This window comes from Candidatus Leptofilum sp. (assembly GCF_965223285.1).
GTDB lineage: Bacteria > Chloroflexota > Anaerolineae > Promineifilales > Promineifilaceae > Leptofilum.
Window position 1 is genome coordinate 1,431,965 of the sequence record NZ_OZ244997.1, and the last position, 19,595, is coordinate 1,451,559.

General features: G+C 48.6%; 19 protein-coding genes and 1 riboswitch. Of the genes, 3 read left to right on the forward strand and 16 right to left on the reverse strand.

What is annotated here, in order from left to right; translation table 11 throughout:
* Window positions 1-6: 6 nt before the first annotated feature.
* From ACOQPU_RS06655 to ACOQPU_RS06665, 3 genes are all read right to left on the reverse strand, one after another.
* Window positions 7-738, reverse strand: coding sequence for a hypothetical protein (locus ACOQPU_RS06655; RefSeq protein WP_420644342.1), 732 nt, complete (start codon window positions 736-738; stop codon window positions 7-9).
* Window positions 739-788: 50 nt separating this feature from the next.
* Window positions 789-2,411 carry a ribosomal protection-like ABC-F family protein gene (gene abc-f, locus ACOQPU_RS06660; protein WP_420644343.1) on the reverse strand — a complete coding sequence of 541 codons (1,623 nt, stop codon included), beginning with the start codon at window positions 2,409-2,411 and terminating at the stop codon, window positions 789-791.
* A 162-nt stretch (window positions 2,412-2,573) separates the two neighbouring features.
* The gene (locus tag ACOQPU_RS06665) at window positions 2,574-2,867 is read right to left on the reverse strand and encodes a GNAT family N-acetyltransferase (RefSeq protein WP_420644344.1); all 294 of its coding nucleotides are present in this window, start codon (window positions 2,865-2,867) and stop codon (window positions 2,574-2,576) included.
* Window positions 2,868-3,060: 193 nt separating this feature from the next.
* On the opposite strand from ACOQPU_RS06665, the gene ACOQPU_RS06670 reads away from it, so the two are divergent.
* Window positions 3,061-4,716 carry a DEAD/DEAH box helicase gene (locus tag ACOQPU_RS06670; protein ID WP_420644345.1) on the forward strand — a complete coding sequence of 552 codons (1,656 nt, stop codon included), beginning with the start codon at window positions 3,061-3,063 and terminating at the stop codon, window positions 4,714-4,716.
* 72 nt (window positions 4,717-4,788) lie between these two features.
* Here the strand turns inward: ACOQPU_RS06670 and ACOQPU_RS06675 are convergent, their stop codons facing one another.
* The 12 genes from ACOQPU_RS06675 to ACOQPU_RS06730 form a co-directional block, all read right to left on the reverse strand.
* A complete protein-coding gene (locus ACOQPU_RS06675; RefSeq protein WP_420644346.1) occupies window positions 4,789-5,589 on the reverse strand; it encodes an alpha/beta hydrolase in 801 nt (266 codons plus the stop codon).
* A gap of 29 nt (window positions 5,590-5,618) precedes the next feature.
* Window positions 5,619-6,014 carry a DUF302 domain-containing protein gene (locus tag ACOQPU_RS06680; protein ID WP_420644347.1) on the reverse strand — a complete coding sequence of 132 codons (396 nt, stop codon included), beginning with the start codon at window positions 6,012-6,014 and terminating at the stop codon, window positions 5,619-5,621.
* Between the two features lie 148 nt (window positions 6,015-6,162).
* A complete protein-coding gene (gene dnaA / locus ACOQPU_RS06685) occupies window positions 6,163-7,548 on the reverse strand; it encodes a chromosomal replication initiator protein DnaA (protein WP_420644348.1) in 1,386 nt (461 codons plus the stop codon).
* A gap of 580 nt (window positions 7,549-8,128) precedes the next feature.
* Window positions 8,129-9,133, reverse strand: a complete 1,005-nt coding sequence (locus tag ACOQPU_RS06690; protein WP_420644349.1) for an FAD:protein FMN transferase — start codon at window positions 9,131-9,133, stop codon at window positions 8,129-8,131.
* Window positions 9,130-10,356 (reverse strand): 4Fe-4S binding protein, encoded by a 1,227-nt coding sequence (locus ACOQPU_RS06695; protein WP_420644350.1) that lies wholly within the window; start codon window positions 10,354-10,356, stop codon window positions 9,130-9,132. The genes ACOQPU_RS06690 and ACOQPU_RS06695 overlap by 4 nt, the downstream gene beginning before the upstream one ends.
* A gap of 24 nt (window positions 10,357-10,380) precedes the next feature.
* On the reverse strand, window positions 10,381-10,611 hold the full coding sequence (locus ACOQPU_RS06700; protein WP_420644351.1) for a hypothetical protein: 231 nt from the start codon (window positions 10,609-10,611) through the stop codon (window positions 10,381-10,383).
* Entirely contained in the window at window positions 10,608-11,954 is a 1,347-nt protein-coding gene (locus tag ACOQPU_RS06705) for a tetratricopeptide repeat protein (RefSeq protein ID WP_420644352.1), read from the reverse strand. Before ACOQPU_RS06705 ends, ACOQPU_RS06700 begins: the two co-directional genes overlap by 4 nt.
* Window positions 11,951-12,418, reverse strand: a complete 468-nt coding sequence (locus ACOQPU_RS06710; RefSeq protein ID WP_420644353.1) for an SRPBCC family protein — start codon at window positions 12,416-12,418, stop codon at window positions 11,951-11,953. Before ACOQPU_RS06710 ends, ACOQPU_RS06705 begins: the two co-directional genes overlap by 4 nt.
* 60 nt (window positions 12,419-12,478) lie before the next feature.
* Entirely contained in the window at window positions 12,479-12,772 is a 294-nt protein-coding gene (locus ACOQPU_RS06715) for a hypothetical protein (RefSeq protein WP_420644354.1), read from the reverse strand.
* 1 nt (window position 12,773) lies between these two features.
* Window positions 12,774-14,288 (reverse strand): reductive dehalogenase, encoded by a 1,515-nt coding sequence (locus ACOQPU_RS06720; RefSeq protein WP_420644355.1) that lies wholly within the window; start codon window positions 14,286-14,288, stop codon window positions 12,774-12,776.
* 193 nt (window positions 14,289-14,481) lie between these two features.
* Window positions 14,482-14,553: riboswitch (cobalamin riboswitch) on the reverse strand.
* Between the two features lie 159 nt (window positions 14,554-14,712).
* Window positions 14,713-14,970, reverse strand: coding sequence for a helix-turn-helix transcriptional regulator (locus ACOQPU_RS06725; RefSeq protein WP_420644356.1), 258 nt, complete (start codon window positions 14,968-14,970; stop codon window positions 14,713-14,715).
* Between the two features lie 177 nt (window positions 14,971-15,147).
* Window positions 15,148-17,823, reverse strand: a complete 2,676-nt coding sequence (locus tag ACOQPU_RS06730) for a LuxR C-terminal-related transcriptional regulator (RefSeq protein ID WP_420644357.1) — start codon at window positions 17,821-17,823, stop codon at window positions 15,148-15,150.
* Window positions 17,824-18,036: 213 nt separating this feature from the next.
* Between ACOQPU_RS06730 and ACOQPU_RS06735 the strand changes: the two genes are divergently transcribed.
* Window positions 18,037-18,234: a hypothetical protein gene (locus ACOQPU_RS06735; protein ID WP_420644358.1), complete on the forward strand. Its 198-nt coding sequence runs from the start codon at window positions 18,037-18,039 to the stop codon at window positions 18,232-18,234.
* A gap of 14 nt (window positions 18,235-18,248) precedes the next feature.
* Window positions 18,249-18,956, forward strand: coding sequence for a metal-dependent transcriptional regulator (locus ACOQPU_RS06740; RefSeq protein ID WP_420644359.1), 708 nt, complete (start codon window positions 18,249-18,251; stop codon window positions 18,954-18,956).
* Here ACOQPU_RS06740 and rfbC read toward each other — a convergent pair.
* On the reverse strand, window positions 18,933-19,523 hold the full coding sequence (rfbC, locus tag ACOQPU_RS06745; protein WP_420644360.1) for a dTDP-4-dehydrorhamnose 3,5-epimerase: 591 nt from the start codon (window positions 19,521-19,523) through the stop codon (window positions 18,933-18,935). The two genes, ACOQPU_RS06740 and rfbC, sit on opposite strands and share 24 nt — an antisense overlap.
* Window positions 19,524-19,595 lie beyond the last annotated feature (72 nt).

Genomic DNA, 19,595 nt, shown 5'->3' on the forward strand with positions numbered 1-19,595 from the left:
TACTTCTTATTTAACGGTGTACTGAGGGTTATCCCAGACAATTCGTTTGTAAGTCTGCATGGGCTTCTGTTTTTTGAGACGCCGATGCTCATTTTCAAGAGGCCAATATAAATCTTCAAGATTATCTGAGATAGCTTGGGCTAGCTTTTTCGTGTTGGCTTGTTTTGTGCAGAGGATATAGGACCAAGGAATTGAGAACTGGAGAACATTGGAAATATGCTTTTCGTTGGGCGTCGAGAGCTCCTTGATATATTTTGGAGATATTGCAGTGAACGCCCAGTGACCTAAGCTGAGATTTCTTAGCTGTGGAATATTTTGGGAAAAGAGCTGAATATCTTCATTTACGTTAGCGTAAACTGAATACTTTGGAATAAAACCAAACTGTTTGCAGAAATCTATAAGTAAACTGTATTGTTTCCCGCGTTTATAATGGAGGTAATTGATTCGATTTGTTTGAATGTTTGTTATTTTCGCTTGAACTGCAAAAGTGATCCACGCTCCCGGCTCACCAATGCACCAAAGCCAATCTGCACCTGATAAATTACCTTCTTCCTTGCGTGTAAATTTTCTAGTGAAAAAATGCTCTTCATGCTCAAATTGAATTCGATTTAGCACAAGATCGGTTAGAGTTTCCTCTTGCACACCTAAGCTCGTGTACCTTGCTTGAGCTACCTCAGCTGCAATTCTTTTGGATTGATTCTTTACGGTAGCGCAAATGGCATGGAATGTTTCTGTCATAATTTCAACCCTGTTGAATTGATTATAACATTTAACCGGTTGATAGATATTTACACATAAATTAGCTCCAATTGGCCGTCATTAACAAGCCAGAGCTTGGTGGCGAACTGTTCAATGAAGTAGCGGTCGTGGACAACGGCGAGGATGGTGCCCTCGAACTGGCTGAGCGCTTCCTCGAACATAGTGCGGGAGGGGATGTCCAGGTGGTTGGTGGGTTCGTCTAGCAGTAGGAAGTTGCAGCCAGAGGCCACCAGTCGCGCTAGAGCCAGCCGCGCGCGTTCCCCGTAGCTTAGCTGCCCATTCGGCCGCAGCGAATCATCCCCCGTGAACAAAAAGTAGTGCAAAAAGGAACGCGTGTCCGTCTCGTTGAGCGGGGCGACGGTCTGGATGGTGGACAGCGGCGTGTCGTCGGGGTCTAGCAGTTCCTGCTCCTGGGCCATGTAGCCAAGCTGGACGCTGTACCCCAGCCGCACGCGCCCCGCCTGTGGCTCTAGCTGCCCAGCGATGGTGCGCAGCAGGGTGGTTTTGCCGCTGCCGTTGACCCCTGTCAAGATGATGCGCTCGCCCGCCTGGGCTTGCAGGTTGATTTGCGTAAGCAGCGGCACGTGGCCGGGGTAGCCAATGGCCAAATCTTCCAAGAAGAGGACATCTTTGCCGAGGTGGGGGGCTTCATCCAAATCCAGCTTCATTTGCCAACTGCGCAGCGGTTTTTCCACGCGCTCATCGGATTCCAGGTAGCGGTCCAGCTTTTTCTCGCGGGATTTGGCTTTTTGAGCCACTTTTTTAGCCAGGCGTCGCACGTTGGGCTGGCGGGGCGTGGTGCTACGTTCCACTGAGCGGGCTTGCTCAAAAGTGCGCTGGATGTCTTGCTTCATGCGGCGAATTTCATACAGTTGGTCTTTCCAGGCAGATAGATGTTTTTCCTGCTCAACAAGATATTGGCGGAGGTAATCTGTGTAGTTGCCGGGATATTCGCGGATGGTGTGACTGTAGGGATTTAGGTCGAGGATGCGGGTGGTGGTTTGGTCTAAAAAGGCGCGGTCGTGGGAGACGATGAGGACGCCCCCGTTGAAGCCGCGCAGCCACGCTTCCAGCCATTCCAGCATGCCGATGTCCAGGTGGTTGGTTGGTTCATCGAGCAGGAGCAACTGGGGTTCGTCCAGGAGGATGAGGACAAGGGCAAGGCGGGTCTTCTGGCCGCCGCTGAGGCTGCGTACAGGCAGATCGGGGTCGAGGTAATCCAGTTGGAAGGTGGCGAGGAGGGGTTGGATACGGCCGTAATCCGCCCGATTTAACTTATCTAACACGCCATCATACGCGAGTTGAATCTGTTCTTGATTGGGCCGTTCTGCCAACGCCAACGCCAGTTCACCCAACTCGGCCTCTAGTTCATCTGGATTGCCGACGGTTTGGTGCAGCAACTCACCCAGCGTTTGGTTTTCATCGGGCAAGAAGCCCTGGGCTAGATAGCCAATCCGCAGGTTAGGCGGATTTAGCGTGATGCTACCGCTGTCTGGCCGTTCCTGGCCGATGAGCAGGCGCATGAGCGTACTTTTGCCGCAGCCGTTGGGTCCAATCAGCCCGACGCGCTCGCCAGCACTAATAGAGAAGGTGATATTTTCAAGAATAGGAGAAAGCCCGTAGGCTTTAGAAAGATTGTGTGCCGTTAGCATGAGTTTACCCAGTGCTGGTTGGCAAAGCACCAGCCAGCGATGTCCCGCGTGGGGGAGATTTCAGAAATCAGGAAGAACGTTTGGGAAAACTCAGTCTGTCATTGGTCAGCCTCATGTGTACTCGCTGCGAGTACAAGGATGAATCTATTATCCGAAACTGTGTCAATCTGGCAAGTTTTGTAGGGGCGTTTCGCGAAACGCCTCTACAGCCATTCGTCTTTTACGATGGATGTCTAGCTGGCTAAAGGCAAAGTCGAACAGGGCGCGACATGCTTCAGTGGCGTAACTGTGTCCCCAGAACGGCCGTGTCATCTCTTCTTCCGCATAAATTCGTGCATTTGCCAGGTTCATGGTAGACTTCCGCCCGCTGGAGAAAGTCCAGCAGCTTATCAACAAGATGTTTTGAATATTCCAGGTGGTAGCCCGGCACAGTAAGTCGGGTTCTTTTTTTGCCACAGACACGCTCCAAATTCGATTGGGTGATTGAGTACGAGCAAGCTGTGGGCAGGATTTTGGCTGATGAACCGCAAGGTCGCAGCCGCACAGTGGACAACTCAAAGCCTTTTTTTGCTACAGAGGCCGCAGAGATTTTAGAGAATATTTCTCTTTTACCTCTGTATTCTCTGTGGCTAATTTTTAGGAGCATGTCATGACAATTGAATTTACCGATTTAAACCTGCATCCGCAGCTGGTGCAGGCTGTAACTGAGCGCGGTTACACAACCCCAACCCCTATTCAAGAGGGCGTCATCCCCGTGATGCTGACTGGCAAAGATATGCTCGGTCAGGCGCAAACGGGTACTGGCAAAACGGCCGCTTTCGCTCTCCCCATTTTGCACAATTTAACCCCCGGTCTTGGTCACGTACAGGCCCTGGTTTTGGCTCCCACCCGTGAGCTTGGCTTGCAGGTGGCAGAGGCGATGGAGGCGTACGGTCGTCTCCGACAAATCACTGTCCTGGCTGTGTATGGCGGTACCGCTTACGGCCCCCAAATCGGCGCGCTGCGGCGTGGGGTTGATGTGGTAGTCGGCACCCCTGGCCGCCTGCTCGATTTGCTCAAAAGCAACAAGCTAGATTTGAGTCAGGTGCAAACCGTCGTGCTGGACGAGGCGGACGAGATGCTCAGCATGGGTTTCATCGAAGATATCGAAGCGATTTTGGAGGCGACGCCTGCTGAACGACAAACGGCACTCTTTTCCGCCACGTTGCCTCGCCAAATCCGCCAACTGGCCGACAAATATATGAATGCCCCAGAAGCAATTAGTATTGAACGCTCCCAGCGCACAGTGGCAGCGATTGAGCAGCGTGCTTATTTGGTAAACGAGAAAGATAAGCTGGCTGCGCTGACGCGACTGTTTGAGGTGGAGCCAATTAGCAGCGCCCTGATTTTTGCCCGCACCCGCCTGGGAACGGCCGAACTGGCGAACGAGTTGACCGTGCGCGGCTTTCCCGCAGAAGCGTTAAATGGCGATTTGAGCCAGCAGGCGCGTGAGCAGGTTCTGAACCGCTTTCGCAAGAACCAGATTAAAGTGCTGGTGGCCACCGACGTGGCGGCGCGCGGTTTGGATATTGACGATATTTCTCACGTGTTTAACTACGATTTGCCGCAGGATTCTGAAATTTATGTGCATCGTGTAGGTCGCACGGGACGCGCTGGGCGGACGGGCGTTGCCTTGTCGCTGGTGACACCGAAAGAGCAGTGGCGGCTGCGAAAAATCGAGCAGTACACCAAGCAAAAGGTGGCCCGGGCGCAGTTACCAACCATTGACGATATCCAAAATCGGCGAGAGGCAGAACTGCTCGAGAAGATGGCGGTTTGGCTGCGTCGAGGCCGCTGCGCCCGCGAGCGGGAGCTGGTGACAGAATTGGCCCACGAAGGACACGATTTGCTGGAAATTGCGGCCGTGGCCCTCAAGTTAGCCCGCGCCGAAGAAAAGCAGCGTCCCATTGCCCGGATTAGTGAAGTGGTTGCAGAACCGCCTCGTCGGGGCAGAAAAGGGAAGTTTGGAAACGGCCGTCACAACAAAAAGCGCCGCCCAAGTGGCAGTAGCCAAAGCAAGCGGTCTCATGAGCGCGGCATGGTTCGGATGAGCCTCAGCGCAGGCAAGAGCCAGGGCCTGCGAGTGAACGATGTTGTTGGCACCATTGCCTTCCACGCCGATATTCCCGGCTCCACGATTGGGGCGATCCACATTCAGGATGAACACACTTTGGTGGATGTGCCAGAGCAGTTTGCCGAGCAGGTGTTGGCTAAAACGGGAAACTACCGCGTCCGCAAAAAGCACCTCAGCATCGAACGCGCTTAATTTTTTTGCCACAGAGATCATAGAGGTTTTAGAGAGTTTGTTGTTTCTCTTTTTCCTCTGTGTGCTCTGTGGCTATCTTCTTAGTAAAAAGGTGAGGGGGATGTGGACACGTGCACGCCAGGCGGGTTCATTGTGTTCTGCGCCCTCAAATCGACGGGTTATCCAATCATGCTCGGGTTGGTAGCCGTGTTGCGCCATTAACGCATCGACTGGTTTTTGCAGCGGTTCGTACTGGGCATCTAGCGTGACCGTACCATAATCAAAGTAGATTTTGTGCTGGCCAGGTGGGGGCAGCGCATCTTCCAAATACGGCAATATGATGCCTTTCACAGTGGGCCAATGGGTGGAAAGGCAGCCCGCACCGGCAAACATCTCTGGGTATTCACAAACTGCATAAAGCGAAATCAACCCGCCCATGCTAGACCCCATGATAAATGTTTCTTCACGTGCCGGCTGGGTACGGTACGTGTTATCAATGAATGGCTTTAGCTCTTCGATTAGAAAGCGCAGATAGCTGTCTGAGCGGATGGGTACTGCAAAGAATGATCGGAATTTCTGCCACAGATTTTTAGCGTTTGAGTAGGTTAACGGCCGTTCCGGACAATACTCCTCCCACCGATTCTTGTGATTAAAGATGCCCACAATAATCGTTGGACGCACTTCATTTGATGCGATTAATGTCGCCAACGCTTCAGCGACATCCCACGTTTGCCCATCGGTTGCTGTCTCCGGACTGAATAGATTTTGCCCATCGTGCATGTACAGCACGCTGTACCTTAAATTTGGCTGCTGCTCATAATTGTCTGGTAGCCAAACATGCACATGCCGCGCCGGAATGAATTGTGAGGAGAAGTTGTCGTGGTGGATGAGCATGGTTCAGTAATGGGTTGGCCGTTTGCTGTTTACGACAGGGCGGCGGCGACGCGCTTTAGTCGCTCTTCTGCATCACAGGCAATGGCTTCCAGGTCTGGATGCTCAACTACGCCAAGCATTTGCTGGGGGTTGATGATGCTGATGTGAATACGGCCGTCTTTTTCTTGGGCCACCGTCACATTACAAGGCAACAACAGGCCGACCTCTGGGACAAGGCTCAATGCTTTGTGGGCCAGGGTAGGGTTGCAGGTACCCAAGATTTTGTACGGCCGAAAATCAACATCTAGCTTCTTCTTCAATGTCGCTTTCACATCAATTTCTGTGAGAACGCCAAACCCTTCTTTTTGTAATTCAGCAGTAACGGCCGTAATAGCCTCGTCGTAAGAACTGTTCAGATAAACGTCAAATCCAAGTGATGGTTGCATGGTAACTCCCTAAAAATGTTGCCGAGCATGTTCGGCAAACGGTTTTGTTTAACTTTGCTTAAATTTTACGATCGAATGAAGCTGGGGTAAAGAGGCGTGGCGAGACCTGACTTGATTAAAAGAAACAGACAGGTCTCAGGCAATCTTTTTAGGCAACTGGTGCGCCATACATAGATGACTTAATTTCCATGCAGTCGCGGCGAATTTGGGAATCCGCATCAATAAGGGTGGCGATTTTTTCATAGCCATAAAGCACAGTTGTGTGGTCACGATTGCCTAATTTTTCACCGATTTGTGGGAGGGAAGCGTTGGTTTCTGTCCGGGCCAGGTACATGGCCATTTGGCGGGGGTAGGCAATGGTTTTCTTGCGGCTGGAGCCGACTAAATCATCGTTGGTAACATTGTAATATTTGCAGACGGCTTCAAACACGCGCTCAACTGTCAGCTTCTCTGGGCGATGCATCAGATCAGCCAGGGCCATATTTACGAGGTCCATATTGACTTTGCCGCCAGAGAGATGAGCATAAGCCATCACTTTGTTAAAGGCACCTTCCAGTTCACGAATGCTGTGACGCACCTGCTGGGCAATAAAGTCCATTAGCTCGTCAGGGACGGCCAGGCCGTTGGCTTCTGCCTTGGTTTGCAAAATGGCCTTGCGGGTTTCGATATCTGGCATCTGGATGTCGGCCATGAGTCCCCACTCAAAGCGGGATTGCAGCCGCTCTTCCAATGTGGCCATCGCTTTCGGCGCGCGGTCGCTGGAGATAACTACCTGCTTGCCCTGGCTGTGTAGCTCGTTGAAGGTGTGGAATAGCTCTTCTTGGGTGCTTTCTTTGCCAGCGATGAATTGGATGTCGTCGATAAGCAGCACGTCAGGCGTGCGGTATCGCTCGCGGAACTGTTCCATCTGTTTGGTGCGGATTGATTGCACTAGATCGTTGGTAAATGTTTCCGAGGGGATGTAGCAAACGGAAAGACCTTCTTGCTGGCATTTGTGGCCGATGGCGTGCAGAAGATGCGTTTTGCCCAGCCCCACGCCGCCATAAATAAAGAGCGGATTGTAGGTTTGGCCAGGATGTTCAGCGACGGAGAGGGCGGCGGCATGCGCCAGACGATTACTGGAGCCAACCACGAAGTTGCTAAAAGTGAAGCGGCGGGTGAGGCTGTTGCCATTCGTAGAGGGTGAGGCTTTGGGAATTTTTACGGCCGTTTCTTCCACAACAGCCCCATTCAACATAACAGAAGAATCCTCTCCAACAGCTTCACGAACAATGTCCTGGGGAATTTCATCTGTCCAAACCACAAATTGAATTTCGACAGGAGCATCAACAATGGCAGAGAGCGTGCGGAGGATGGTGTCGTGCAACCGGTTTTCTAGCCAATCTTTGGCGTAGGCATTGCGAACACCAACAACATAAACGTCGTTCGTGTGGCGCAACAAGCAAGTATCCTTCAGCCAAGTGTTGAAGGTTGCTTTGGTCATCTGGAGTTCTAGTTCGCCCAGGGTTGCTTTCCACGCATTCTCAGGAATCATAATTTGCACCATACGGAAGTTAACCACGCCAATTTTGCGATCAACAGGCGTGCGAACAGAAACGACCGTACGCCTAAGCCAACAGATCAATTGCGGGAAAAATATAAATGGCCGCTAGACACAGTTCGTGGGTTTCCTGGATGTCCCTCTACCCAAAATTGCTTTTGACACCTGCTTTTTTGTCCTTTAGTTGGCTCCTCATTTTCATGGGACAAAAAAACAATTGATGGTCCCTCTCGACCTCAATTTTGTGTCAGTTTTGCTATGCAGATTATTGTGCAACGGCATAATCATTCTAACAGATGGATAGCTGTGATGCAATGGAAATTTGCAAATTTTCCCTTAAAAGCTTGGAGATTTTTAGACTTCGGAAACCTTAAAAATTGTTTTTTTTAAGGTTAGCACCTTGACAATCGCACCACTAACCAAGATATACCGGAACAAAAGTTGGCAACCCCATATATATGGGATTTACCTATTCGAATTCCTTGCGTTTTCCCATATTTTGCACCGAAGATGGCAAGAAGTTGACCCAAAATCTTGTGCAGAAAATGTTTTTTGTGCATTAGTTATGGAATATTTATATTGAACTGTTGATTGAGAAAATCTGCTTCATCTCTTTTGTGACTAAATAGGCTTTAACAAGAGACAGTTGGTTTATTAGTTCTAAACCTTCTTTAGAGCCTAGCACGGCAACGGCCGTTGCCAACCCGTCCGCTAACATGGCCGAAGGCGCAGTAATCGTCACGCTTGCCAGTTCTGGTGCCGAGTAGCCAGTGCGTGGATCGATGATGTGGTGTTGGCTCAATTCAGCCGTAAATGGCTGCATGTAATCTCCAGAGGTGGCGGCTGCCTGATTGCGTAAGCCAATAACTGTCATGTTGGCTTCAGCTTGCGGTCGCGGTGGTTGCAAGCCAATCCGCCACGGTTGGTTGTTGTCTTTCGCGCCTAAAGCCATTAAGTCGCCGCCAGCTTCAACCATCACGTTTTTGAAGCCATGTTTGCGCAAAACGGCCGTTCCTGCGTCCACAATGTACCCCTTGCCAATACCATCCAGCGTGATGCTCATGCCGGGTTTGGCAAAGTGGATATTTTTGCCTTCAATGATGATGTTTTTGTAGTTGACGAGTTGTTGGGTAGTGTAAACGGCCGTTTCCGTTGGCATCTCCCCCTGAGCATGATTTGCTTGATACAAATCCACCAGCGGCTTAATTGTGATGTCAAAGGCACCACTTGAAATACCGCTGATTTGCTGTGCTTGCGCGGTAACGTCTAACAATGGTTGGCTGGCGTTTTGCAGCGCACCTTCCCGGTTCAGTATTGACAATTCGCTGTCTGGGCGATGACAACTGAGGATAGTTTCGAGGTGTGCCATGTGATCGAGGGTGGCGGAAACGGCCGTTTTTGCGATGCTTTCATCCTCACCAATTACCGTCAAATTGACGACCGTCCCCATCAATACACGACTTTCAGCAATCTCTATGAGTGGAGAATTTTGCCCGCTGAATCCTAATTTCCAGGCGGCACCAGCAGCAGCACTAACGCCAATCATCTTGATAATTTGCCTTCGTGAATAGAGGGTCATGACGCTGCGGCCCCCTTTCTTGCGTTTTTAACAAAATCCATTGTCCAGCCACGCACAAGACGAATAATGTCATAAACCGGGTCTAGTGGGCAAAGGAAATTGCACCACGGCCGTTTTACAAACAGCGACATGACCAAAATGATGCCTAGCAACCCAAACATGATGGTTGAGCCGGTGAAGCTGAAGAGCGTGCCGAACACTTCATAACTGGAAAGCCCCGGATTGCGGAACAGCAGCGCAATCACAATAGCCCCCCAGGCTAACCCGCGCTGCAACCAAAGGAAAAATCGGCGATATTTACGGGGGCCGCTGATTTTTGCGCCACCAATTGCGCCCATGCACTCTTGCGCCGCGCCAAATGGGCAGAACCATGAACAATAAGCGTTTTTGTTGTCCACGGTAAGCACAAAGAAAATGCCGCCCAGCAGGAAGTACCAATACAAATTGGTCTGCCACTGCGGCCAAAAGCCGAGCAAGAAGGTGTTGATTTTGGAAATCGTCAGTGGCAAATTGAACCAAAAACCAAGCACAACCAAACCGGTGATGAGCATCGCCCACCGTGCTTGTTTCTTGTACTTGAATTTGCGTTGATGGGCAAAATAGCCAACGATATATAAAGCCAAAACAGTAATTTCTGGAATGCCAAACACAATTTTCGTTGGTGGTGGTGCTTCGACTGCCAACCCAAGCTGTTGCCCCGCGACAATTTGGGAACCGTTCAAGGTTGCATTTGCCAATGCACTCACCGTATAAGTTGCCCCAGTGATGCCGTCCAAATCCTCTCCAATTTGGAATGGGTCATCGTACGGTTTGGCCAATAGCTGGTCGATGAAGTTAGCGTCCATGACACGCTTGAAATAGGATGGGGTTTCAACATGGTCGGAAACGGCCGTTCCCACCACATTTCCTGCCAAATCTACCCCAACGGCGACGACCATCGGCCCGCCGTAACCAACAGCTTCACCAAGCGTCACGTAGCCAATCAGTTCTTCTTCCGATTGATTCGTGTAGGCTGCGAAGGTGTCGTTGCCTAAGTTCTCAAAGCGGTCTGCCGTTGGCATGGCCGCTTCAATAGCAGGCATTGTATCGTTGGCCTCCAGCGTTGCGCCCACAAACCAGGCAATGACGATTGTGACAATAGCGGCAATCGCTAGCCATCGTTCCCATCGCTTTGTTCTATCTCGTTTACTCATTTTGAGTTTGATGGGTTTGGTCTTGCTCAATGTTTGCTCCTCTCCCCGATTACCTTATTCAATTGGAGCAGAAAAAATGTCCTCGCGTTCCTCTGCGGTTAAGGTGGGGCGAGGTGTTGGTTCTGCTTGTTGCTGAATCGTCGTGATGGTTGTTTGATTTTGCGCTTCGAGTTCATTGGTTAGATTGTTGGTCATCTCAACCAATATGAACCCAACGCACACAACAATGAGAACAATCAAAATAATGTCTGTGATTTGTTTTCTATTGCTTTTTGCCTGTGTCATACGTGTTGTCCAGTTAGGGCTAGCTCGGCCAAGAAACTGCGTGCTTTGTTTGCTTGCTCGGTGAGATTGGCGCGAGTGTAGACGGAAACGGCCGTTTCGCACAACCTTTTTGCCTTCTCAATCTCACCTTTTTCGTCAAATGCCATTGCCAGCATCACCAACTGCTCACCTTCCAAGTCGGGCAGCTCATGCGTGCGTGCTAACGCAATCGCTTCTTCATGATGCTGAATTGCTTCATCCGTGCGATTTAGTTCGGCCAGAACGACACCAACCCTGCCCAGCAAATGTGCCATATCAGTCATGCGCTGCATTCTAACTGCGACCGCAAGTGCATCTTTGTAACTGGCCAACGATTGCTCTAGCTCATTCGTTACCATGTACGATTCGCCAAGACCCAGCAAAAAATCAATTTCCAGCTTGCGATTCTTGTCAGTACGCGCCTTTTCAATAGCTTCTGAAGTTGCATTCCGCGCTTCAGTCAGTTTGTTCAGCCGGTAATTTGTCGAAATGAGATGTTTGTAAAAGTGGTAAATAATTTCATCATTACTTTCTTGAGCCAGTGAAACACCTTGTTGCGCATAGATGACGACATTTGCTAAGTCGTTCATTTTCGAATGTACATTCACAAGATGCCGATACGCCTGTAACTCTGCGCTTGAGTTGCCCACTTCATGCACGAATGCAGCTACATCGCTGAAAATTTGGCTGGCTTCTTGTAGATGCCCTTTCCACTCTAAAATCGTGCCAATGTTGCCGTGAAAACCAATCTCTGCTTGCCGATCTCCAACTTCATGGGCTAATTGGCGGGCTTGCCTGAAATAAGCTTCTGCTTTATCAGCCGACGCAATGGTCATGCAGTAGTTGCCCATTGCGCCAACAGCATTCATTTGCCGCCGCTTGTCGCCAATCTTTTTGGCAATTTCCAAGGCTTCATTTAGCTTTTTGTTGGCGATGACCTCTTCTCCCGAATCGATCAGAATCTGGCCTTGCGTCGCCAAGGCATCGCATTGGACTTCTTCATCTTCTTTTGTGACGGCCAGCTTTTCAATGTTTTGGGCTGTTTCAAAGGCTTGCGGGAACTGTTCTGTAGCCTGGTATGCCGTCGTTTGGATGGCCAGACAATGGACCTGCAATTTAAAATCATCTAGCTGTTTGAAGATACGTTCAACTTCCTTAAAGCTTCTTCGCCCTTCGCTGAACTTGTTCACCTGGAAGAGTGCATATCCTAGGTTGGCCGCTGCAACCGCAATATTGTGCGGATCGTCGCCTGCACGCGCCTCGGCCATCTCTTTTCGCGCCTGCGTTAGCAGTAGACTTGCTGTTTTGCGGTTTATTTCACTCATGGGGTCGTAGTTTCCTTCATAATTGCTGTTTGTAAGCGGGTCATGATATTAGACGCTTCCCAGAATGTGACGTATTTGTTGAAAGCGGCCGTTTTCACGTCATCTGACAAATACTTAAATCCGTCATGCTTTAAGGTCAAACTGGTGCCAGTATTTGTTGGTTCAAGTTCGATTGTGACAGACGTATTGTTGAACCAGGCATTGCCGTACGCGTCATGCTCAATCCAGGTAAACACAAACTTCTTGTTGGGAATAATCAGGCCTACCTCTCCTTCGACCAAACAGTTTTCCCCGTCGAAAGAGATGGGAATTTCAATTTTGCCACCCTCGTATGGGTCGATGATAAATTCATTCGCATGAAGCCACTGCTTCATGTTGTCTTCGACCATCAAGAAATCCCACACCCGTTCAACGGGTACCGGAATCGCCATTTCTTGAATGATTTGGAGGGTTTCGTGATTCATTTCAAAACTTCTGTGAATGAGTAGAGACGTAACGGCTACGTCTCTACTCAATATATTGAATTATGTTGCGCTTGGCTTGGCTGAAAGTAGTCGCCACAAACCAACGCCAAGAATCAAGCTGATAAAGAGTCCCAGGACGCCCATTTTCCAGCCAGCGCCTGGTTCAAATTCGCCAATCAGGGTACCCCAGGCAAGGAAGCTCATGTTGAAAATCAAGTACCAAACGATCACGAGCAGCCACTTCCACCAGTTCAACTGCCAGCCGCGATCGTCGGCAAAGGCTTTGAAACCAACACCAACTAGAATGGCGAGCATACCCATCAAAAACCAAAATACGTTTCCTTCAAAAAACATCTTAACTCTCCTTTGGATCAGTAATATCGATATCTAGATAGGTTTCGCCATGCAGCCAGAATGGCTCCCGACGATACTGCGCAAATTGGCCACCCTCTGCGGTACGACGATAATCGAGTGCTTCTGGCGCGTCGAAGAAATTCTTTTGTAGCCAAAGCAGGGTGCTGTTGACAGTTCCTGTTGGGTCACGTGGGTCTAATTCGCGGGACATATCGTGCAGCCAGTTGTCTTTCCGGCTATATGGGCAGTTGGCCACACATAAACGGCAGCCAATGCCGCCCATCGACTCACGCCAGAAATTGTAGCAAGCCCCATTGTTGATGTACCAATGCTCGTATCCACGAATTTCTAACCCGTCGTAGCTATCCGCGAAGGAAATAGCACCAGAGGGGCATTGCTCGGCGCAAATTTTACATTTTTCGCAAAATTCTTTGACGCCAAACTCAATGGGTTTGTCGGGGGCTAGCTCGAGATTGGTGAGAATAACGGCCGTTCTACAGTTACTCCCAACCTCAGGCGTAATCACATAACCTGCACGACAATGTTCGCCCAATCCTGCATCGACTGCATAAGGCGGCACAATTAAATCGTAACCACTGAGTGGCGTGCTGGCTCGGGAAGGATACCCTAACTTTTTCAAGGCCCCTTCAATGCGAACGGCCGCGATGGAGACGCGGGCATACGCATCCATACTCGTTGACATTTGTGGACTGCCTAGAACCTCATCCCATTCCATAGGAACACCGACCACAATCGCTGACTTGTAATGTGCAGGCAATTTGGAGTGATCGTAATCTTTGTCGGTGCCGCGCCAACCATCGGCATAGTGCCAATCAATATTTGGTTCTGTGAAACGAACCAGTGTTGCGCCAAACCGATGCGAAATTTCTTTGATGAATTCTGAAGCGAGTTCAGGGCTCTTGAACGGAATCGGATCACCGATTGGCTGCGGTCCACCACGCCCCATCAGAACAAAGTCAGATTCTTCTGGTGGAGTCGTCGGGCTGGGTGGGGTGAAAGATGTGAAACCGGCTTCGTAAACGTCAATCAGGGTATAAAAGGTGCCAAACTCTTGGCGATCTACCATATTGTTGGGAATCGTTTCAGTGAATGTTTTGTAATCCCATTCCAGCCGTTCAGGGAACGTTTTATAAAATTCATTCAAGGGAGGGGGGAAGCCTAAATCTTCAATTGGATCCTCAATGGTCCATTCAGGATTGGCTTCAAGTGCTGCCTGGAATGTTGCCACACGTCCAAACACATAATCTGTTAAGTGGCTGGGGCGGCGTACTTCTCCAATTGGCGTGAAGACAGGTCCTTCTACTTCAAAGGGCACGCGGTTGAAAAACTGCGTGCCTGGATTGTTCGACTCCCAGCCGGTGTAGGTTTCTGAAGACCTGCCAGCGGCAATACCACCAGCAACAAATCCACCTGCTTGAACAGCAAGGCCAGCCATGCCGGCAATCTTCAGAAAATCACGGCGTGAGACACCATTTTTTGTGTCTTGTGCACTCATAGGTATATCTCCTCTAAATGGAGAACGGAAAAAACCTTGAAGGTGAATCGACACATATCGCTTCCGTTCTCCTTAAAAGTAAGCCCCTGTGACAGTTCACTTTTTATGACGCTTTTCAGGGTTTACTTAAAATGAAAAAAGCACAACTTCATCCGAGTTGTGCTTCCAATCCACGAGAATTCACGTGTTTTTCGAGTGTCTGGCTTACTTTGCTTGCACAAAGATTACAGTTGCGGGACAGCACCGGATTTCCACCGACTTCCTCGACAGGTAATAGCATTCTCATATTATTTTAAGAAATGGGGGAGATGATTGAAACACACCTATGTGTGATTTTGTAAAATATTTCACAAACCCTTTTGTCACACAAAAGGGTGACAAGAATTTAGGTTAATAGCAGAAAGTGTTGGTTTTTGTTGGGAAATTAGAGCTGGTTGATTTCTTGAACAGCAAGAATGGCCTGTGTGCGATTGCGGACCTTTAGTTTTTTGTAAATGCGTTTGATATGGGTTTTGAGCGTGTTTTTTGTGATTGAAAGATGATTAGAAATTTCTGCGTAGGAATGCCCTTTGGCTAATAAAGCAACGACTTCTTTCTCCTTTGGGGTGAGAGAAGTGTTGGTAGGAAGTTTATCCTTTGAGGTTGATACTTTGTTTTTATGATCTGACTCAATGTTCGTCATTACTCGCATACCCTTTTCAGAGTTAGGGCAGGTTGGTTCGAGAAGAAACTCTGAATAACCATTCGATATCAGATATTTCATTTTATTAAATATGGGCAACAGCCCTAAACACCCTTTTGTGTTATTTTGTTGCAATCGTGACTGGTGAGTGTCACACATTTGTGTGATTAAGATTCGTTAAAGTAAGCCTGTTTCTTGTGCAGCTAACACGGCCTGAACGCGGTTATGCACGTCTAGTTTGCTATAAATGCGTTTGATGTGGGTTTTGAGCGTGTTGTCAGTGATGGTTAATGCTTGTGTCATTTGGGCGTATGAAAGGCCTTGTGACAACAGTTGCAGAATTTCGGTTTCACGTGGGGTGAGCAGACTGGGAATGATTTCTTTGGCGGGTTGTAATTGATTCGGGAAAGCGTCTAGAATTTTTTTAAGGTAGGCTGAGGATGGTGGGGTGGTGAAACGGCCGTTTCCATCCCAAACTATCTGCAATACCCGCTGCATGTTTTCACCCTCATCTACAAACGTACGAATGTAGCTCTCAGACTCCGTTTGTTCCAACAAATTGCATAGTTGAGAAAGAGCTAACTCCATTTCACCAAGCTGGACGAATAAATTGATTTGCATCGCCGACAACTTGATTTGGTCACGAACACGATTATCCTCACGCGCCAATGATTGCAGCATTTGTAATAGCTGCATGCATTCAGATTCCTTCCCGCAAGCCATCCAAATGCGCGCGACAATCATCCATTCAATCTGTTGTAATGCTGTTACCTCTGGGTGAGAACGTACAAACGCTTCGGCCCACATCAAGGCCTCTTGCTGCTTTCCTTCATGTAGATCGAGTCGTGCTTGTAATGCTGCTAGTCGTTCCATAACCAACGGTGGAGAACCATACGTCTCGGCAACTTTCTCGATGTACATAAACTTATCATCAATATGTTTGGCATAATCGCAGCAAATTTTCAACTTAACAAGCGCACCTAATCCAAACAACAACCGATCAATCGACGTGCTGGTCTCTGCAAGCCTGTTGCCTTCAATTATTAAATTTTCTGCGATTTCAAGCTCATTCCATTCATAATGTAAAAGCCCTGGCCCCAATAAGATTTGTGAGAATGTATTCCCTTTATGCAAACCGCGCGCTTCGCCCTCGCTGCGAATTTCCTGAAATTTGGCAGCAGCTAACTCTAACTCACCTCGTGCAACGATGACTTCACCCAAATAACTGTAGAAAACAAGCGAAACTGACCACGCATCGTCCTTTTCAATGAGGTTAAGTGCATCTGTTAAATAGGCATATGCTGATTCAATATCCCCTAGGGCTAAACAAGCCGATCCAAAATGCCCCCAGGCAATCCCGCGCATCAGGTCTGCACTCCTTGGCAAAATAGCCAATGCTTTCCTATTAAGAGCTTTAACCCGATTGGCATCAAGTGTGGTATGCAAGGTCAAGGCAGCTAATAAAGGATAGGCAAACGCATGATCTGGCGGAATCGGTTCGTCGGTAATTTTTTCTGGTGGATTGACGCCAATTCTTTCTAAAAAATCAGACACTTTATTGAAGTTGCTATGATAAAACTCTGCCAAAATGTACTGAATCCATAAGAACGTACTTTTTTGTACCAGTTCAGTCGGGATTTGTTCTGTCCAGCGAATGAATGATGTGCGGCGTCGGCTGTCTTGGATGCTGAAGCTGACATTTTGGATCAGCGAAATTGCTTTTTCATAGTTTTGCGCTTCCAGCGCATACTCGATGGCATCTAAAGTTAAACCATTTTCTTGGTGCCAATCGGATGCTTTTTGATTGAGAATTGGTATTTGTTCAGGCGATTTAAGTTCAAGTCGACTCAGCAGTAGCTCATCAAAAAGGTGATGATACCGGTACCATTCACGGTGATTGTCAAGCGGAATCAGGAAGAGGTTGTTTTTCTCTAAATTCAGGAGGATAGATTGAGAATTGTTAATGCCTAAGAGTGCATTGCAGAGGGGGGCGGTGAGGCGTTTAAGAACGGCCGTTTTCACCAAAAACTCTCTCACTTCAGCAGGTTGATGCGCTAGCACCTCTTCAATCAGGTAATCTGAAATAAAACGATCTTCGCCCGTCAGCTTTTGAATAAAATCAGACCCAATTTGCTGTTCTTTTAGCCCAAGTGCGGCAAGCTGCAAGCCAGTGACCCAGCCTTCTGTCTTCTGCTCTAAAATCGCGATGTCAGATTCAGACAGGTGCAGATGCATCAATTCATTCAAAAATTGGCGTGATTCTTCAAAGTTAAAGCGCAAATCAAACGCATTGATCTCCGCCAGTTGATTTTGTGCACGCAGCCGTGAAACCGAAAAAGCTGGTGTAACCCGGCTTGTAATGACGATCTGCAACGTATTCGGAATACGATCAACCAAAAAGTCAACCAGCCCATGAATTTCAGCAGATTTAACAACATGATAATCATCGAGAACCAAAATGCATGGTTCCTGGAGGCAGGCCAAATCATTTATCAGGTAAGTCAATAAGATTTGAGGAATGGGCGGCTCAGGGGATTCTAGCAGCGGGACAACCGTACTACATGCGCCGGTTTCAAGCCGCTGCATAGCGGCAACAATGTATGACAAAAACAAATGCGGATCGTTGTCATAGTTGTCCAAGGATACCCAGGCAGCTTTTTTTGGCTGTTGGGCTAGCCAGGAGGTTACAAGTGTTGTTTTGCCAAACCCGGCCGGGGCTGTTACGAAAATGAGACGCTGATCTTGACTATCATTAAGCTGCTTGAGCAAACGTGGGCGCATGACAAGATCGCCTCGCAAGGGCGGGCTAAACAATTTGGTTGCGAGAATTGGCCTTCCTGTTTCTTTGCCCATATGCTCTATCATAACACATTGGCTAGGTGATGGAGGAAGATCAATAACGATTGAAAGTTGTGTATTTTGGTAGAAGGAATGCCTGCTGGAAACACCCACGATTTAAACAGGGGGAGATTGGAACAAGACAAATTTTCTACGCACTATTTGGAGAATATTCCTAACATACATTATACTGTTTCTACTGGTTAACTTGCTGTGTGGAGGCGCTTTATGGCTCAACAGTTGAAAATTGCTCATTTGGATGAAACGGCCGTTGCTCAAATCCAGACTTTAGAAAATACAACAGGCAAACACATTATGGCTTTTGAAAAAGGTGCTTCATTCGCCGAGCTGGCCCAAGAAGATTTGGAAAAAATTCAATCCCTCGAACAGCAGCTTGATATCATATTGTTGGTTTATGAGCTTTAAACTTTAGGTGCCCTGTGCCAAAAATTGAAACACTGCCAGATGGAAGTTCGCGTCAGCGACACAACTTGAATCATCAGGCAATCGAAGATTATCTGAAAACTATTTATATGCTGGCCCAGGATGAGTCGCCAGTCTCCACATCGCGCATTGCCGAGGCGCGAGACGTGAAGCCGGCTTCGGCTACCAGCATGATCAAACGGCTGGCAAAGTTGAAGATGGTGAATTATGCGAAGCATTACGGCGTGACCCTAACGCCTTCTGGCGAGAAGTTGGCCTTAGAGGTTATTCGGCATCATCGGCTGATTGAGCTTTATTTAATTGAAGCCCTTGGCTTTTCGTGGGATGAGGTGCATGAGCAGGCTGATATTTTGGAGCATGTCATTAGCGAAAAGCTGGAAGAACGCATTGCTGCTGCCCTAAACTATCCCGAATTCGATCCACATGGTGACCCGATTCCTGCCAGAGATGGCAGCATGACCAAGGTTGCTGTCGAGCAGCTATCAACAATTCCTTCTGGGCGGACGGTTTGGGTGCGCCGCATTATTGATGACGCTAACAGTGAGCTTTTGCGGTATTTGGCGGATATGGGTTTGGTACCGGGAACGGCCGTTACTATTCAAACAGTGGCTCCCTTTGATGGCCCAATGACGCTGTTGGTAGATGGCGAAGCCAAAATCATTGGGCGCAACGTGGCGGCATCAGTGCTGGTTGAGCTTGCCTGATTTTTCCCCAATTTCGTAAACAAAATTGAAATCTGCATCTGCCAGCGTGGGCAGCTTTTGATCTCTGGCTGAGAGTAATGGGTTGGAGACAGGCCACTCAATGCCAATTTGCGGATCATTCCAACTGATGCCTTTTTCGCTTGCAGGATGGTAATAGTTGGTTGTTTTATACAAGAGATCGGCCGTTTCACTCAGTACACAAAAGCCGTGGGCAAAGCCGGGCGGCACGTACATAAGACGGCCGTTTTCTGCCGACAAAATTTCCCCAATCCATTGCCCAAATGTAGGAGAACCGCGCCGAATATCTACCGCCACGTCGAAAATCTCGCCTATCGCCACTTTAAGGAGTTTACCCTGCGCAAAAGGATCTATTTGGTAATGCAGCCCGCGCAATACCCCCTTAGCTGAACGTGAATGATTGTCCTGCACAAAGCGGGGAGTAATGCCGTTGGCGGCAAACGTTTCATATTGGTACGTTTCCATAAAAAAGCCGCGCGTATCCCCAAAAAGCTGTGGCTCTACTAAAATGACTTCCGGGATGGCAAGTGGGCGAAATTGAAAAGGCATGAATGTGATCCTCCGTGAACGGCCGTTGCCATGTACAACGGCACCAAAATACAAATGCAGGCAAATTATAGC

What these genes read in the sequence shown, in the direction of transcription:
- ACOQPU_RS06655 (WP_420644342.1), bottom strand. Translation starts at nt 738, where the DNA reads ATGACAGAAACATTCCATGCCATTTGCGCTACCGTAAAGAATCAATCC.
- abc-f (WP_420644343.1), bottom strand. Translation starts at nt 2,411, where the DNA reads ATGCTAACGGCACACAATCTTTCTAAAGCCTACGGGCTTTCTCCTATT.
- ACOQPU_RS06670 (WP_420644345.1), top strand. Translation starts at nt 3,061, where the DNA reads ATGACAATTGAATTTACCGATTTAAACCTGCATCCGCAGCTGGTGCAG.
- ACOQPU_RS06675 (WP_420644346.1), bottom strand. Translation starts at nt 5,589, where the DNA reads ATGCTCATCCACCACGACAACTTCTCCTCACAATTCATTCCGGCGCGG.
- ACOQPU_RS06680 (WP_420644347.1), bottom strand. Translation starts at nt 6,014, where the DNA reads ATGCAACCATCACTTGGATTTGACGTTTATCTGAACAGTTCTTACGAC.
- dnaA (WP_420644348.1), bottom strand. Translation starts at nt 7,548, where the DNA reads ATGATTCCTGAGAATGCGTGGAAAGCAACCCTGGGCGAACTAGAACTC.
- ACOQPU_RS06690 (WP_420644349.1), bottom strand. Translation starts at nt 9,133, where the DNA reads ATGACCCTCTATTCACGAAGGCAAATTATCAAGATGATTGGCGTTAGT.
- ACOQPU_RS06700 (WP_420644351.1), bottom strand. Translation starts at nt 10,611, where the DNA reads ATGACACAGGCAAAAAGCAATAGAAAACAAATCACAGACATTATTTTG.
- ACOQPU_RS06705 (WP_420644352.1), bottom strand. Translation starts at nt 11,954, where the DNA reads ATGAGTGAAATAAACCGCAAAACAGCAAGTCTACTGCTAACGCAGGCG.
- ACOQPU_RS06710 (WP_420644353.1), bottom strand. Translation starts at nt 12,418, where the DNA reads ATGAATCACGAAACCCTCCAAATCATTCAAGAAATGGCGATTCCGGTA.
- ACOQPU_RS06715 (WP_420644354.1), bottom strand. Translation starts at nt 12,772, where the DNA reads ATGTTTTTTGAAGGAAACGTATTTTGGTTTTTGATGGGTATGCTCGCC.
- ACOQPU_RS06720 (WP_420644355.1), bottom strand. Translation starts at nt 14,288, where the DNA reads ATGAGTGCACAAGACACAAAAAATGGTGTCTCACGCCGTGATTTTCTG.
- ACOQPU_RS06725 (WP_420644356.1), bottom strand. Translation starts at nt 14,970, where the DNA reads ATGACGAACATTGAGTCAGATCATAAAAACAAAGTATCAACCTCAAAG.
- ACOQPU_RS06730 (WP_420644357.1), bottom strand. Translation starts at nt 17,823, where the DNA reads ATGGGCAAAGAAACAGGAAGGCCAATTCTCGCAACCAAATTGTTTAGC.
- ACOQPU_RS06735 (WP_420644358.1), top strand. Translation starts at nt 18,037, where the DNA reads ATGGCTCAACAGTTGAAAATTGCTCATTTGGATGAAACGGCCGTTGCT.
- rfbC (WP_420644360.1), bottom strand. Translation starts at nt 19,523, where the DNA reads ATGCCTTTTCAATTTCGCCCACTTGCCATCCCGGAAGTCATTTTAGTA.